This is a genomic window from Novosphingobium sp. KACC 22771 (assembly GCF_028736195.1).
In the GTDB taxonomy this organism is placed as follows: Bacteria; Pseudomonadota; Alphaproteobacteria; order Sphingomonadales; family Sphingomonadaceae; genus Novosphingobium.
In genome coordinates this window covers 3674317-3689222 of record NZ_CP117881.1, presented here as the reverse complement: position 1 = coordinate 3689222, position 14906 = coordinate 3674317, and the positions used below count along the sequence as shown (strand labels likewise).

General features: G+C 63.9%; 16 protein-coding genes and 1 tRNA gene. 13 read left to right on the top strand and 4 right to left on the bottom strand.

The window, feature by feature from the left end; translation table 11 throughout:
• The first annotated feature begins 5 nt into the window (after positions 1–5).
• The 8 genes from PQ467_RS16945 to PQ467_RS16910 all read left to right on the top strand — a co-directional run bounded on the left by PQ467_RS16945 (position 6) and on the right by PQ467_RS16910 (position 6161).
• On the top strand, positions 6–221 hold the full coding sequence (locus PQ467_RS16945) for a hypothetical protein (RefSeq protein ID WP_274174522.1): 216 nt from the start codon (positions 6–8) through the stop codon (positions 219–221).
• A complete protein-coding gene (gene petA, locus PQ467_RS16940) occupies positions 199–762 on the top strand; it encodes a ubiquinol-cytochrome c reductase iron-sulfur subunit (protein ID WP_274174521.1) in 564 nt (187 codons plus the stop codon). The genes PQ467_RS16945 and petA overlap by 23 nt, the downstream gene beginning before the upstream one ends.
• A gap of 10 nt (positions 763–772) precedes the next feature.
• Complete coding sequence (locus PQ467_RS16935) at positions 773–2059, top strand: cytochrome b (RefSeq protein WP_274174520.1); 1287 nt, start codon at positions 773–775, stop codon at positions 2057–2059.
• A 23-nt stretch (positions 2060–2082) separates the two neighbouring features.
• The gene (locus PQ467_RS16930) at positions 2083–2919 is read left to right on the top strand and encodes a cytochrome c1 (RefSeq protein WP_274174519.1); all 837 of its coding nucleotides are present in this window, start codon (positions 2083–2085) and stop codon (positions 2917–2919) included.
• Between the two features lie 112 nt (positions 2920–3031).
• Complete coding sequence (locus PQ467_RS16925) at positions 3032–3568, top strand: adenine phosphoribosyltransferase (protein WP_274174518.1); 537 nt, start codon at positions 3032–3034, stop codon at positions 3566–3568.
• Positions 3569–3661: 93 nt separating this feature from the next.
• Positions 3662–3735, top strand: a tRNA-Gly gene (locus PQ467_RS16920).
• A 408-nt stretch (positions 3736–4143) separates the two neighbouring features.
• Positions 4144–5571, top strand: coding sequence for a diguanylate cyclase domain-containing protein (locus PQ467_RS16915; protein WP_274174517.1), 1428 nt, complete (start codon positions 4144–4146; stop codon positions 5569–5571).
• Positions 5526–6161 carry a GNAT family N-acetyltransferase gene (locus PQ467_RS16910; protein WP_443193016.1) on the top strand — a complete coding sequence of 212 codons (636 nt, stop codon included), beginning with the start codon at positions 5526–5528 and terminating at the stop codon, positions 6159–6161. Before PQ467_RS16915 ends, PQ467_RS16910 begins: the two co-directional genes overlap by 46 nt.
• On the opposite strand, the gene PQ467_RS16905 is transcribed toward PQ467_RS16910, so the two are convergent.
• On the bottom strand, positions 6158–7960 hold the full coding sequence (locus PQ467_RS16905) for a putative bifunctional diguanylate cyclase/phosphodiesterase (RefSeq protein WP_274174515.1): 1803 nt from the start codon (positions 7958–7960) through the stop codon (positions 6158–6160). The genes PQ467_RS16910 and PQ467_RS16905 overlap by 4 nt on opposite strands.
• A 191-nt stretch (positions 7961–8151) precedes the next feature.
• Here PQ467_RS16905 and PQ467_RS16900 point away from each other — a divergent pair, with 191 nt between their 5' ends.
• From PQ467_RS16900 to PQ467_RS16885, 4 genes are all read left to right on the top strand, one after another.
• A complete protein-coding gene (locus tag PQ467_RS16900; RefSeq protein WP_274174514.1) occupies positions 8152–9183 on the top strand; it encodes a cyanophycinase in 1032 nt (343 codons plus the stop codon).
• Between the two features lie 46 nt (positions 9184–9229).
• Positions 9230–9688, top strand: a complete 459-nt coding sequence (locus tag PQ467_RS16895; protein WP_274174513.1) for a GreA/GreB family elongation factor — start codon at positions 9230–9232, stop codon at positions 9686–9688.
• A gap of 77 nt (positions 9689–9765) precedes the next feature.
• Positions 9766–11814 (top strand): carbon starvation CstA family protein, encoded by a 2049-nt coding sequence (locus PQ467_RS16890; protein ID WP_274174512.1) that lies wholly within the window; start codon positions 9766–9768, stop codon positions 11812–11814.
• A complete protein-coding gene (locus tag PQ467_RS16885; RefSeq protein ID WP_274174511.1) occupies positions 11811–11987 on the top strand; it encodes a YbdD/YjiX family protein in 177 nt (58 codons plus the stop codon). Before PQ467_RS16890 ends, PQ467_RS16885 begins: the two co-directional genes overlap by 4 nt.
• 1 nt (position 11988) lies before the next feature.
• Here the strand turns inward: PQ467_RS16885 and PQ467_RS16880 are convergent, their stop codons facing one another.
• The 3 genes from PQ467_RS16880 to panC all read right to left on the bottom strand — a co-directional run bounded on the left by PQ467_RS16880 (position 11989) and on the right by panC (position 13979).
• Positions 11989–12312, bottom strand: a complete 324-nt coding sequence (locus tag PQ467_RS16880; protein ID WP_274174510.1) for an ArsR/SmtB family transcription factor — start codon at positions 12310–12312, stop codon at positions 11989–11991.
• Between the two features lie 48 nt (positions 12313–12360).
• Positions 12361–12729, bottom strand: coding sequence for an ArsR/SmtB family transcription factor (locus tag PQ467_RS16875; protein ID WP_274174509.1), 369 nt, complete (start codon positions 12727–12729; stop codon positions 12361–12363).
• 392 nt (positions 12730–13121) lie between these two features.
• The gene (gene panC / locus PQ467_RS16870; protein ID WP_274174508.1) at positions 13122–13979 is read right to left on the bottom strand and encodes a pantoate--beta-alanine ligase; all 858 of its coding nucleotides are present in this window, start codon (positions 13977–13979) and stop codon (positions 13122–13124) included.
• 113 nt (positions 13980–14092) lie between these two features.
• Here panC and PQ467_RS16865 point away from each other — a divergent pair, with 113 nt between their 5' ends.
• Complete coding sequence (locus tag PQ467_RS16865; protein WP_274174507.1) at positions 14093–14905, top strand: division plane positioning ATPase MipZ; 813 nt, start codon at positions 14093–14095, stop codon at positions 14903–14905.
• The last annotated feature ends 1 nt before the right edge of the window (position 14906 follow it).

The window sequence follows — 14906 nt, the reverse complement described above, 5'->3', positions numbered from 1 at the left end:
GGCCATTGGCATCACTGGTTTTGATGTTTATCAAAACCAAAAAAGCCGGTGACCGTATGGGACAATCCAGACGGATCGCGGGGGAGAAGATTCCTGACGATACCGTATTGCAGCTTTATGCTGTGATCGCGATGATGTTCATTCGTTTTTTCGGTCCTGCGGCCCGCATGGACCATTGGTGCAAGGCAAGGGTCAAACATGACAGAAACTGCTGTTGCTGAAAGTCCCAACGATACGGCGCAGGGGGTGCGTCGGCGGGACTTCATCTATGTGGCTGCCACGGGTGCGGCAGGCGTTGGCGCAGCCAGCGTTCTGGTGCCCCTGATCAGCCAGATGGCCCCCTCGGCCGACGTGCTGGCCGAAAGCTCGACCGAGATCGACATTGGCGCGATCCAGCCGGGCCAAGCGATCAAGGCCGTGTTTCACAAGCAGCCGGTGTTTGTGCGCCGCCTGACGCCCACCGAAATCGCCGAGGCGAACAAGGTGGACGTGGCAAGCCTGCGCGATCCCCAGACCCTTGAGGACCGCACCAAGAAGGGCAAGGAAGAATGGCTCATCACCATGGGCGTCTGCACCCATCTGGGCTGCGTGCCGCTGGGCGCGGGCGAGGGTGAGGTCAAGGGCGAGTTCGGGGGCTATTTCTGCCCCTGCCATGGCTCGGTCTATGACACTGCCGCGCGCATCCGCAAAGGTCCGGCCCCGAAGAATCTCGAGGTGCCGCCTTATGAGTTTACCAGCGACACTGTCGTGAAGATCGGGTGAGGAAGACGCGATGAGCTTTCCATGGGCGAATGAATACAAGCCGAGCCACCCGGCGATGGTGTGGCTGGACGAAAAGCTGCCTTTGCCGCGCTTTGTCTATAATGCGGTCGGCGCGGGCTATCCGGTGCCGCGCAATTTGAACTACATGTACAATTTCGGCGTGCTGGCCGGCGTCTGTCTGATGATCCAGATCATCACGGGCGTGGTGCTGGCGATGCATTATGCCGCCAATACGGGCGTGGCGTTCAATTCGACCGAACATATCATGCGCGATGTCAACTGGGGCTGGATGCTGCGCTATGGCCATGCCAACGGCGCCTCGGCCTTCTTTGTCGTCGTCTATTTCCACATTTTCCGCGGCTTCTTCTATGGGTCGTACAAGGCCCCGCGCGAGATGATCTGGCTGCTGGGCGTGGCGATCTTCCTTTTGATGATGGCCACCGCCTTCATGGGCTATGTGCTGCCCTGGGGTCAGATGTCCTATTGGGGCGCGAAGGTCATCACCGGCCTGTTCGGCGCGATACCCTTGGTGGGCGAGCCGATCCAGACATGGCTGCTGGGCGGGTTTGCGCCTGATCAGGCGGCACTCAACCGCTTCTTCTCGCTGCACTTCCTGCTGCCGTTTGTCATTCTGGGCGTGGTGATCCTGCATATCTGGGCGCTGCATATTCCCGGTTCGACCAACCCGACCGGCGTTGAGGTGAAGCAGGAATCGGACACCGTGCCGTTCCACCCCTATTACACCGCCAAGGACGGGTTCGGCCTCGGCGTGTTCCTGATCTTCTATTGCGCGCTGCTGTTCTTTGCGCCGAACGCGCTGGGCCACCCGGACAATTACATTCCGGCCAACCCGATGCAGACGCCCGCGCATATCGTGCCCGAATGGTATTTCTGGCCCTTCTATGCGATCCTGCGCGCCTTTACCCAGAACTTCCTGTTCTTCCCGGCCAAGCTGATGGGCGTGCTGGCGATGTTCAGCTCGATCCTGGTGTGGTTCCTGCTGCCCTGGCTCGACAAGTCGCCGGTGCGTTCGGGCCATTTCCGCCCGACCTTCAAGAAGTTCTTCTGGGTATTGGTGATTGACGTTGCGGTGCTGGGCTATTGCGGCGGTTCGCCGGCCGAAGAGCCCTATGTGATCATCAGCCAGATCGCGGCGCTCTATTACTTCGCCCACTTCTTCATCATCCTGCCGCTCGTCTCGATGACGGAAAAGCCGCTGCCGCTGCCTTTCTCGATCACCGAAGCTGTGCTGGGAACCGATGAAGCCGCAGCCCTCCATCCGGCCCCGGCCGAATAAGCGAGCGAGGATAGAGACACATCATGATCCGTATCTTTTCCATGCTCGTGGGCGCCTTCTTCTCGCTGGCCCTGTTGTGGTCGGCGGGCAAGGGCACCGTGGCCTATATTTCCGAACCGCCCGCCAAGACGGTCGAGGCCGAATTCCATCAGCACCCCAAGGCGCTGAGCCTGTCTTCGGACGGGGCCTTCGGCAAATTCGACCGCCAGCAGCTTCAGCGCGGCTTTCAGGTCTATTCCGAGGTTTGCGCAACCTGCCATGCGATCAAGGAAGTCTCGTACCGCGATCTGGCCGAAATCGGCTATAACGAGGCCGAGGTGAAGGCGATCGCCGCCAAGGCGCAGATCCCCGAATACAACCCCAACACGGGCGAGGTGAAGACCCACCCCGGTCTGGCCAAGGACCATTTCCCGCCGGTCGTCTATGGCGGCTCGGGCAATCCGCCTGATCTCTCGCTGATCGCCAAGGCGCGTCATGGCGGGGCGGCCTATATCTACTCGCTGCTGACCGGCTATACCGATCAGGCGGGCTACAAGAACGAGAAGGGCGAGGAACTGCTCAAGAAGTTCCCCGATGCCAAGACGCCGGACGGCTTGTTCTTCAACCCGTATTTCGCCAATCTGAATATCGCCATGCCCCAGCCGCTCGTGTCGGATGGTCAGGTGGCCTACAAGGACGGCACCAAGGCGAGCGTTGACCAGATGGCGCAGGACGTTTCGGCCTTCCTCGTCTGGACCGCCGAACCCAAGCTGGAGAAGCGCCACCAGACCGGCTGGCCGGTGATCGGCTTCCTGATCTTTGCCACTGTGCTGGCCTATATGGCCTATCGCACCGTCTGGGCGGAGAAGAAGGGACATTGATCCCTTCCTGATGGGACATGAAAAAGCCCCCTGCATCACGCGATGCGGGGGGCTTTTCTTTTGGGCCAAAATGCCTTTTTCATGGCGCCAAATCGGCCTATAGGCCCCGCTCATGACACCTGAAGCCATGAAAGCGCTCGTCCGCTCGATCCCCGATTTTCCCAAGCCGGGCATCCTGTTTCGCGACATCACCACCCTGATCGGCCATGGCGAGGGCTTTGCCGCCAGCGTCGCCCTGTTGGCCGAGCGTGCACAGGCGGCCGGCGCGCAGGCGATCGCGGGGCTTGAGGCGCGTGGTTTCATCTTCGGCGCGGCGGTGGCGGCGCGGCTTGGCCTGCCCTTCATCCCCGTGCGCAAGCCGGGCAAACTGCCCGTGCCGGTGCTGGCCATCGACTATGCGCTGGAATATGGCACCGACACGCTGGAGGTTGATCCGGGCGCGGTGGCGCAGGGGCAGAAGATCATCATCGTCGATGATCTGATCGCGACCGGCGGCACGGCCTGCGCGGCTCTGACCCTGCTGCGCCGCGCGGGCGCGGTGGTGGAAGACGCGCTTTTCGTCATCGACCTGCCCGATCTGGGCGGGGCGGAAAAGCTGGAGGCCGCCGGGGTTAACGTCCTTTCGATCATGGATTTCCCCGGCCATTGACGGTTTGGCGCGCCGCAGGCGCTTGACGCCGCCGCGCCCGCATGGCAAGCGCGTCCGCACCACAGCGCCAGTCCCAATGCGGCGCGCCCATGAGCGGGTATAGCATAGTGGTAATGTCCTAGCCTTCCAAGCTAGTCAGGCGGGTTCGATTCCCGCTACCCGCTCCATTTCCAATAAAACCAATGATTTAGCCAAAAGTCAGGGCCAGTGCAGCCCAAAGCTGTGGCAGGCGGCGCGAGGCTTTGCGGTGATCTCCAGGCGGGCCGCGTGGTGGCGCTTGATGCCGTCTGGGATCATGGTCATGGCCGCAAGCCAGTTGAGGCGCAGGCCTGTCCCGATCCCGCGATTGTCCCCTCCGAACCCGATTCGCTGATCGCGGCATTACTCCCCCGAAGGGCGCGGCCCTGATGGCACATGGCGCTTGGCAAAGTTTGGGCTCTGGTGCAGATTATGCCCTAAGAACAACAGATTCGCACAGCCGCCAAAAGAGCGGCCAGCCTTTACGCAACCGTTTGTTTACGTCAAATTAGGCAAGGGCGATCTAAAGACTGTTCATACCCTCGGGAGGGGCCGATATGCCGTTTCTTCGCCAATTGATCGAATCGCGCAATGAAGCGCTCTCGCAACTGGCCGCGATTGCGGCCGATATGTTCAACGTGCCCATCGCGCTGGTCAGCCTGCTTGACGGCGACCGGCAGGTGTTCGTCGGCCGCCACGGGCTGGATGCCGAAGGCACACCCATCGAGCAATCCTTTTGCCGCCATGCCGTGGCGCAGGACGCGCCGTTGATTGTGCCCAACGCCGAACTGGATGCGCGTTTTTGCTTCAACGGTCTGGTTTGCGGGGCGCCGGGCATCCGCTTTTATGCCGGGGTGCCGCTGCGGGTGCGGATGCGGGCCGGCCAGACGCCTGTGGGCATCGGCGCCTTTTGCCTGATAGGCACCGAGCCGCGCGAGTTTTCGCAGGCCGATCTGGCGCGCCTGACCAGCCTTGGCTGCGGGGTGGAGGCGATCCTGCAATCCATGGTGTCCAGCATGGCAATGGCCGTGGATGCGGGGCGGATTACCCGTCTCTATGCCGATCAGCAGCGGCTGCAGCGCCAGTTCCGCCAGGCCGAGCAGATGGCCGCGATGGGCAGTTGGCGGCTGGATGCGGCGAGTGAGACGGTGACATGGTCGGAAGGGGTTTATGACATCCACGACCTGCCCCCCGGCGACGGATTGCCGGTGGCCGATGCCCTGTCGTTTTATCCCCCCGCCGACCGCGAGAAAATCACCGCGCTGGTTCAGCAGGCGATCAACACCGGCGCGGCCTATGATGTTGAACTGGATCTGATTTCCGCGCGCGGCGTGTGCAAACGGGTGCGCGCCATTGGCGAGCCCGAACTGGAAAACGGGCGCGTCATCGGGCTGATCGGGGTGTTTCACGATGTGACCGAGCGGCACGAATTGTTTGTCGAACTGGACCGCCGGGCCAACACCGATGAGGTGACGCATGTGGCCAGCCGCCATGCCTTCGTTACCCATGTCGACGAATGCGTCGAACGCGCCCAGCGGCGGGGCGAGCGTATGGCGCTGATGCTGATCGATCTGGACCATTTCAAGAGGGTCAATGACACGTTCGGCCATGGCGCGGGCGATGACATCCTGCGCAAAGTGGCCAAAGAACTGCGCTCGCCATGGCTGGGGGGCAGTCTGGCCGCGCGGCTGGGGGGCGATGAATTCGCGCTGGTGATCACCGACCAGACGCTGATCGCGCAATTGCCCCGCGTGGCGGAAAACCTGCTGCGCGTGCTGCGTTTCCCGGTCGGGCGCGGCAAGGATCCGCTGACGGTGTCGGCCACCATCGGCGTGGTTGAACTGCGCGGGCCCGATGATTGCCGCCACGACCTGTTGCAACGCGCCGACCGCGCGCTTTACAGTGCCAAGCGCAAGGAGCGCGGCACATGCGAGGTGGAATGGTCGGACGTGGTGGAGCGGCAGGTGCTGCGGGTGGTGAAGTAAGCGCTCTGGTCATCCGCGCGCTGACGGGCGAGGAAATTGGCGCAGGCGTGGGCGATCTGGCGGCGCTGCGCATCGCGGTCTTTGCGGCATGGCCCTATCTCTATGACGGCGATGCGGCGTATGAGGCGGCTTATCTGCGCGAGTTTTTGAGCGCGCGCGATGCCGTGCTGGTCGCGGCGATGGATGATGGCCGCATTGTGGGCGCGGCCACGGCCAGCCCGATGACGGCGCAAAAGCCCGAATTTCAGGCGCCCTTTGCCGCGCGCGGGATGGATGTCTCGCGCCTGTTCTATTTTGGCGAGAGCGTGTTGCTGCCCGCCTATCGCGGGCGCGGCGTGGGCCATGCCTTTTTCGACCAGCGCGAGGCGCAGGCCCGGCGATGCGGGGCGGAGGCGGCCTGTTTTGCCGCCGTGATCCGCCCCGATGATCACCCCGCCCGGCCCGGTGATTACCGCCCGCTCGATGCGTTCTGGCGCGCGCGCGGCTATGCGCCGATCCCGGATTTCATCACCACTCTGGCGTGGAAAGAGCATGGCGAGGCGGGCGAAAGCCCCAAGCCGCTGCAATATTGGCACAAGGCGCTGGTTTAGGCCCGCAGCCGTTCGAACGCTTCTTCACGCATGGTGTGGAGCGCGCTCTGTCCCCGCCGGGCCAGCCATTGGCGCAATTCGTCGGCGGGCATCGGGCGGGCCAGATAAAAGCCCTGAAACTCGCGGCAGCCGCGCCCCTTGAGATAGGCCATCTGCTCGGCGTTCTCGATCCCCTCGGCGATGACCTTGTGGCCCAGCACCTTGGACACGGTGATGATCGCGGCCAGCATGGATTCGGTCTTGCCATGCTCGCCAATGCTGCCCACCAGCGAGCGGTCGATCTTGAGCGCATCATAATCCAGCCGGGCCAGTTGCGAGAGGTTGGAATAGCCGATCCCGAAATCGTCGATCGAAATCGAAACCCCCGCGTTGCGCAGCGCGTCGACCCTTTCGCGCGTGCGGGCAAAATCGGCCATGGCGATGCTCTCGGTGATCTCCAGTTCGAGCCATTGCGGCGGCAGGGCGAATTGGTCGAGCAGGGACAGCACGGTTTCGACAAAACCGGGGCGCTCGAACTGCACCGGCGAGACATTGACCGCAATCGGCATGGGCCGTCCCCTGTCCGCGCCGGCATCGATCCATTCGCGTGCCTGACGCATCGCGCTGCGCAGGATCGAATGGCCCAGCGGCACCATCAGCCCGCATTGTTCGGCAATATTGACAAAGATTTCCGGCGACACCGGCCCAAGGCCTGGACAATTCCACCGCGCCAGCGCCTCAACCCCGGTGACGGCCAGCGTGTCGGCGTCGAATTTGGGCTGATAATGCAGTTCGAGCGTGTCGTTCTCGATGGCATGATGCAATTCGCGCTCGATCAACGCGCGTTCCTCGACCTTGCCCTTCAGCGAGGAGTCGAAGAAAACATGGGTGTTCTTGCCGCCTTCCTTGGCCCGGTACATGGCGATATCGGCATAGGCCAGCAATTGGTCGGGCGTGTCGGCATCCTGGGGCAGGCGGGCGATGCCCAGGCTGGCGCCGATAAAGACCTCATTGCTGAACACGGTAAAGCATTCGGCCAGCGCCGTATGGATGCAGCGCGCGACGGCATCGAGCACGCCATGATCGTGATGGCCCGGCAACAGCAGCACGAATTCATCCCCCGCAAAGCGGGCAAAGACCGGCCGCGTGGGGCAGGTTTCGCACAATTCGCCAAAGGAATTGGTGCAGGTCTCCAGCTCCTCCAGCGCCAGCCCCATGCCGCGCACGATGATCCGTGCGGCCACCTGGCGCAGCAATTCATCGCCCGCATCATGGCCCAGCGTATCATTGACGCGTTTGAACCCGTCCAGATCAATGAAGATCATCGCTGCGGCGCAGGCCTGGCCCCCGTTCTTCTGCGCCAGAGAGAGGATATGGGTGATGACCGTGCGGTTGGGCAGGCCGGTGATCGGGTCGGTATAGGCCAGCACATTCATGCGCAGCATATTGTTGTTGAGCCGCGCCACCATCGCGCGGAAACTGTCGGCAAGACCGCCCACTTCGCAGGCGCAGTCAATATCGATGGGGCGCGAGAGATCGCCCTCGACAATCGCCTGCGTGCTGTCGCGCAGGGTGCGGATCATGCCCGCCAGTTTGCGCGCGGCCAGAAAGCTGACCAGCACGGGCAGCGCGAGGAGCGCGGCCATATCCGCCGCCAGCGCCGGGCTCCAGGGGCCGTTCAGCCATGCGTGCGCGGCCAGCACCACCACGCCGGATGTGACCAGCGCCATCAGCGCAAAGCGCCAGGGAATACTGTTGAGGCCCCGCTCCCGTCCAAGCAGCCTTTCGCTCCATGCCATCTCTTGCTGATCCTTCCTCATGCTGACCCTAGCGCATGGAAGGTTTCATCATGGCCAAGCCTTTATGCGTGGAATTACAAAGCCGGCAGGTAAGAGAGGGGCAGGGGCAACGGGCCGTCGCCGGGGCTGCATCTGCGCAGTTTGGCGGTTTGCCGCCCTTTGCCCGCGCTGCCACTGTGCGCACTCGAAACGCGAATGGGGGAACGCTGCGCGTGCGATATGTCAAAGCCTGTCTGGGCGCGCTGGGCCTGCTGGTTGCGCCGCTTCCGGTCCTTGCCCAGGGCCTTGCCCAAAACAAGGCCGACACGCCGGATGGCGGGCCGGGCTATGCCCATTACATGGCGGGCGACCGCGCCATGCCCACGCCGGGGCGGCGCGCGCCGGGCCTGCTGCTGTCGGGCGGGGGCGATTGGGATGTCGATGCGTTCCGCTGGTTTGTCGCGCGGGCCGGGCATGGGCATATCGTCGTGCTGCGCGCCTCGCAAAAGGGCGAGCTTGGCGAGGCTTTCATGAAAGAGATCGGCGGGGTGGCTTCGGTCGAAACCTTCGTGTTTTCGGAAAGGAGGGCGGCCTATGATCCGCGCATCCTTGCCACGCTGGAACGGGCCGACGGTGTGTTTATCGCGGGCGGCGACCAATCGCGTTATGTCCGCTTCTGGCAGGCCACGCCCCTGTCTCGCCTGATCGACCGGCTGGCGCGCGACCGGCCCATCGGCGGCACCAGCGCCGGGCTGGCGATCATGGGATGGTGGGGATACGGCGCCTTTGGCGATGATGGCATTACCAGCCCCGAGGCGCTGGACAATCCGACGGGGCCGGGGGTGACGGTGGTGGACCGCTTCCTCCATCTGCCCCGGATGCGCCGGATTTTCACCGACAGCCATTTCATGATCCGCGCCCGGATGGGGCGGCTGATCGCTTTCCTCGCCAATGTCCGCGCAAAGGGAGCGAAGGATGTCGTCGGGCTGGGCATGGATGAGCGCGCCTCGCTGGTGGTGGACGCGGCGGGCCATTCGCGGCTGATGGCGCCCGCGGGCACTTACGGTTGGCTGGTGCAACCGACCGGGCGCGCGCAAAAGGCCGTGCTGGGCGAGAAGCTGGATTATGCCGGGGTGAAGATCACCGGGATCGGGCCGGACAGCCGGTTTGACCTCAACACCTTGCAGGTGAGCCATCCGGCCTTTTCCGGCGTGGCGCGGGTGCGCGCGGGCGTGCTGACCGGCGTTCCGGCTCCCTTGCCGTGAAACCGGCGCGCTGTCATACGCGGGCGATGACAGTGGAGAGCATGCAATGAGCGTTGCCTTTCGCCGCGATGGTGATGAGGAGCATCTGGAGCCGAAATTCGAGCTTCCCATCCCGCCCGGCCCCAATCTGGTGACCGCGCGCGGCAAGGCGCAGATCGAGGAGAAATGCGCCGAATGGGAGGCCGCCGTGGCCGCCGCGCCCGATGAGGAAGCGGTCAAATCCGCCCGCCGCCATCTGCGCTATTGGCGCAGCCGCGCCGCCACCGCGCAGGAAATGCCCCCGCCCGATGGCTCCTGCGTGGCCTTTGGCGCCAGCGTGGAATTCCGGCTGAACGGCAAGACCCGCGCCATCACCATCGTTGGCGATGACGAGGCCGATCCGGCGGCTGGCCTGCTGTCTTTCTCCGCCCCCCTGTCGCGCGCGATGATGGGCGCCGAGGCGGGCGAGCTGGTCGATTTTTCCGGTCGGGCCGAAGCGATTGAGATAGTCTCAATTACGGTTTGAATTTTGGCACGGATTGGAGGCTGGCAAAGGGGGGATTTAGCCTATAACCCGGCGGACAAGTCAGTCGGGAGAATGCGATGTTTGGTCCTTTGCCATGGATAGCGGCGGGTTTGCTGGGGCTGGGCGCTCTGGCGCGGGTGGCGCTCGACCATGGTGAGCCGATCAATGCGCTCTGGCTGGTGGTGGCGTCGCTGGGCTGTTTTGCGGCTTCCTATCGCTTATATGCGCGCTTTATCGGCGCGCGGGTGATGGGGTTGGACGCGGCGCGGCCTACGCCTGCCGTCCGGCGGCCCGATGGGCTGGATTATGTGGCGACGGACCGCAATGTCCTGTTTGGCCACCATTTCGCCGCGATTGCCGGGGCCGGGCCGCTGGTCGGGCCGGTGCTGGCGGCGCAGATGGGCTATCTGCCTGGATCGCTGTGGATCATCTTTGGCGTGGTGCTGGCGGGCGCGGTGCAGGATTTCCTCGTGCTGTGCATCTCGATGCGGCGCGACGGCAAGTCGCTGGGCGAAATCATCCGCATGGAAATGGGCGAGGTGGCGGGCGGCATTGCGCTGCTGGGCACGTTCATGATCATGGTCATCATTCTGGCGGTGCTGGCGCTGATCGTGGTGAAGGCTCTGGCCGAAAGCCCGTGGGGCATGTTCACCGTGGCGGCCACGGTGCCTTTGGCGCTGGCGATGGGCGTCTATTCGCGCTGGATCCGTCCGGGCCGGGTGGGTGAAGTGTCGCTGCTGGGGCTGGTGGGCCTGCTGGCCGCGCTGGTCTTTGGGCAGGATGTGGCGCAATCGGCCTTCTGGGGGCCTTTGTTCACCTATACGCCGATCCAGATTTGCTGGATCCTGATTGTTTACGGGGCGGTGGCCTCGCTCTTGCCGGTGTGGTTGTTGCTGGCCCCGCGCGATTATCTTTCGACCTTTCTGAAGATCGGCACGATCATCGCGCTGGCCATCGGCATTGTCATCATGGCCCCGGCGCTGAAGATGCCCGCGTTGACGCAATTCGTGAATGGCGGCGGGCCGGTGTGGTCGGGCGGGCTGTTTCCGTTTCTGTTCATCACCATCGCCTGCGGGGCGGTGTCGGGCTTTCACGCGCTGATCGCCAGCGGCACCACGCCCAAGTTGATCGCCAGCGAGGCCGACGCGCCCTTCATCGGCTATGGCGCGATGCTGGCCGAGGCGTTCGTGGCGATCATGGCGCTGGTGGGCGCCTCGATCATCGAGCCAGGCATCTATTTCACCATGAACAGCCCCGCCGCCCTGATCGGCACGACGCCGGAAAGCGCATCGGCGGCGGTGTCGGCCATAGGCTTTGCCATCACGCCCGAGGCCATCGTGCAATTGACCAAGGACATTGGCGAGCACACGATCCTCTCGCGCACCGGCGGCGCGCCCACGCTGGCCGTGGCCATGGCGCAGATTTTCAGCCATGTGGTTGGCGGCGCGGCGATGAAGGCCTTCTGGTATCACTTCGCCATTCTGTTCGAGGCGCTGTTCATCCTGACCGCGGTGGATGCGGGCACGCGCGCCGGGCGGTTTATGGTGCAGGACCTGCTGGCCCGCGCGGTGCCGGGGTTTGGGCGGATCGGCGGCATGGCGCAGGGTCTGATCGGCACCGCGATCTGCGTGGCGGCATGGGGCTTCTTCCTGCATCAGGGCGTGACCGATCCGCTGGGCGGGGTGAACACGCTCTGGCCGGTGTTCGGCATTTCGAACCAGATGCTGGCGGCAACCGCGCTGATGCTGGCGACGGCGGTGCTGTTCCGCATGAAGCGGCAGCGTTACGCCTGGGTCTCGGCGCTGCCTACCGTATGGCTGCTGATCTGCACGCTTTCGGCCGGATGGCTCAAACTGTTTTCCGATGATCCCAAGGTCGGATTTTTGTCGCATGCGGAGAAATTTTCCGCCGCCGCCGCGAAGGGCAAGGTTCTGGCCCCGGCCAAGAGCATGGCGCAGATGGAGCGAATCATCTTCAACGACCGGGTCGATGCGGTGCTTTGCGGGTTTTTCATGGTGGTGGTGCTGGCCGTGCTGGCGGCGGCGGTGCGGACCTGTCTGGTCGCGCTGCGCAGCGATGCGCCCAGCGTGCGCGAGGTGCCCGGTCATCTTGGAGCAGGCGCATGAGCGGGTTTTGGCGCCGGTTGACGGGGGCCTTGGTGGGGATGCCCGATTATGACGCCTATGTCGCGCATGTCCGCGCCCACCATCCCGATCGCGCACCGATGAGCCGTCAGGAGTTTTTCCGCAACCGCCAGGAGGCCCGCTATGGCCAGGGCGGCGGGGGCAAGTGTTGCTGAATTAAAGCTTTTTCTCGCCGCTTTCGGCTTCGCACAATGCGCAAAGGGCGTGGATCGTGCCCGTCACGATCCGGTCGCGCAGGCTGTACCAGCGGGTCTGGGCCTCGACGCGGACGTTGACGATGTTTTCCGAACGCAGCAGCGCCAGATGCTGCGACACGCCCGATTGCGACAGGCCGGTCATCGCCACCAGCTCGTTCACGCTGACCTCGCCCTCGTCCATCCGGCACAGCATCAACAGGCGCTCAGGGTGGCTCATCACCTTGAGACGCGAGGCCATCATCACGGCATTGGTTTTCAGTTCAGCGAGATCCGTGGGCTTCATCTTTGGCGAAGTGGCGCTTTCCTGCGCGTTTTGCAAGAGGGACGGGGGTCAGCCCTCCTCTGCCAAGTCTTCTTGCGCCAAGCCTTCCTGCGCCATCTGGGCCAGCGCCTGCGCCACCCCCGCCATCCGTGCGCGGGCCAGCGTGTAGAACACCTGTTTGACCTCCCGCCTGCCATGCACCAAGCCCGCGCGGCGCAGCAAGGCGAGTTGCTGGCTGATGACCGAGAGGCTTTGCCCGGTGCGTACGGCCAGTTCGCTCACCGCCAGCGGGCCCTGCGTCAATTGGCACAGCAGCTTGAAGCGCAAGGGATGGCCCAGCAGGCGCAGCGCCTCGACCAGTTCGGGCAGATTGGCCGCCACCGCATCGGCGGGAGCGCAGGCGGCGGGGCGCTGGGCGCTGTCGGCTGGTTCGATCACTGCGCATGCTCCCCTATGGCCAAGGCCGCAGGCGATCCTGCGGCGGGCGTCGGTCCTAAGGGAGGGGGAGGGAGGCGACTTTGACCGCGATCAAGAAGCGGGGCAGGGGATTGGATTTTATGCCAATGCGCGCGTGCCGAAATGGTTAGCAGATCGTAGCTTGCCGCAGACGGAAAGCGGGCAAAAGAAAACCCGGCCGAAGCCGGGCTTGGAAGTTTGGGAGAGGATGCCTGAAAGGCAGGTTCTAAGTAGGTGAATCCGGTGATTCGCGCAACTGTAAAAGATGTCAACTAGCCATATCGGCATTATTAAAGTGAAACAAAAACCAAAGTGGCCAATATGGCAAAATTCCATTCATCTTTCGGTAAATTTTGCCACTGTGGTCCGACAAATCATGCCGCCGGAACGTCCATATTGTCGATCAACCGCGCCTTGCCGATTCGCGCGGCGGCCAGCAGGCGCGCCGGTCCCGTGCCGCGTGTGGTCAAAGGAACCAGCGTGTCCGCATCGCAGACCTGCGCATAATCCACCGAGGCAAAGCCGCCCGCCAGCACCGCCTGCTCCATTCGCGCCAGAGCATCGGCGACCGGTGCGCCCCCCGCGATTTCCGCCGCCGCCGCGCGCATTGCGCGGGGCAGGGCCACCGCATCGGCGCGCTCCTGCGGCGTCAGATAGGCATTGCGCGAGGAGCGGGCGAGGCCGTCCTCCTCACGCACCGTGGGCACCCCGATGATCGCATCGGCATGCGGCGCGGTCAGATCGAGATCGCGCGCCATGCGCCGGATCACGGCCAGTTGCTGCCAATCCTTTTCGCCAAACAGCGCGACATCGGGCGCCACCTGGTTGAACAGTTTGAGGACGACCGTGGCCACGCCATCGAAATGGCCGGGCCGCGCCGCGCCGCACAGCCCCTCGCTGACGCCCGAGACGCCGACATTGGTGGAAAAGCCCGCCGGATACATTTCCTCCACCGTGGGCGCCCAGAGCAGGGCCACGCCCTCGCTCTCCAACGCGGCCTGATCGGCGGCCAATTGGCGCGGATAGGCATCCAGATCCTCGCCCGCTGCAAATTGTCGGGGATTAACGAAAATCGAGGCGACCACATGATCGGCATGCCGCCGCGCCTCGCGCATCAGCGTTAAGTGCCCGAAATGCAAGGCTCCCATGGTGGGCACCAGCGCCACGCGGCCGCTCTTGCGCAAGTCGGCCACCGCTTTGCGCAGCAGATTGAGGTGATTGATGGTTTGCACCGGCACGGCCCCTTCGGTAAGGTTTTGACACTGTTCGCGCGGTGGCTGATAAGCCGATGCCGCAAGTGCAGCAACGCTTTTAAGCCCGCCAACCCTGTGATGAGAGAACCGCCATGTCTGGTCCCCACCGCATCGTTTTCGCCAATGAGAAGGGGGGCACGGGCAAATCCACCACCGCCGTGCATATCGCCGTCGCGCTGGCCTATCTGGGCGCGCGGGTGGGCACGATCGACCTCGATTCCCGCCAGCGCACGATGCACCGCTATATGGAAAATCGCGGCGAAACGCTGCGCCGCCGGGGCATTGACCTGCCCACGGTGGGGTTTGAGGTGTTTCGCGGGACGACTACGGCCGAACTCGACGCGCTGACCGAGCAGGTGTCGCAGAATGTCGATTACCTGATCTTTGACACGCCGGGCCGCGACGATGAATTCGCCCGCCATGTGGCGATGAGCGCCGACACGCTGGTCACGCCTTTGAACGACAGTTTCGTCGATTTCGACCTCATCGGGCAAGTGGATGCCGAGACCTTCAAGGTGCGCCGCCTGTCCTTCTATGCCGAAATGATCTGGGAGGCGCGCAAGAAGCGGGCGCTGGCCACGATCAACGAACACCGGCGCGAAATGGACTGGGTGGTGGTGCGCAACCGCACCCAGCATATCGAGGCGCGCAACATGCGCCGTATCGACAGCGCGCTGGCCGAACTCTCGCGCCGGGTGGGTTTCCGGATCGCGCAGGGCCTGTCCGAACGCGTGATTTACCGCGAATTGTTCCCCAGCGGGCTGACCCTGCTCGACAAGGGTCATCTGGGCGATCTGGGCACCAGCCATCTGGTCGCGCGGCAGGAGTTGCGCACGCTGGTGGCGGGCATGAACCTGCCTGCGCCCCGCGTGCAGCGTGATGCGCAGGCGATGTCGGCGGGCTGAC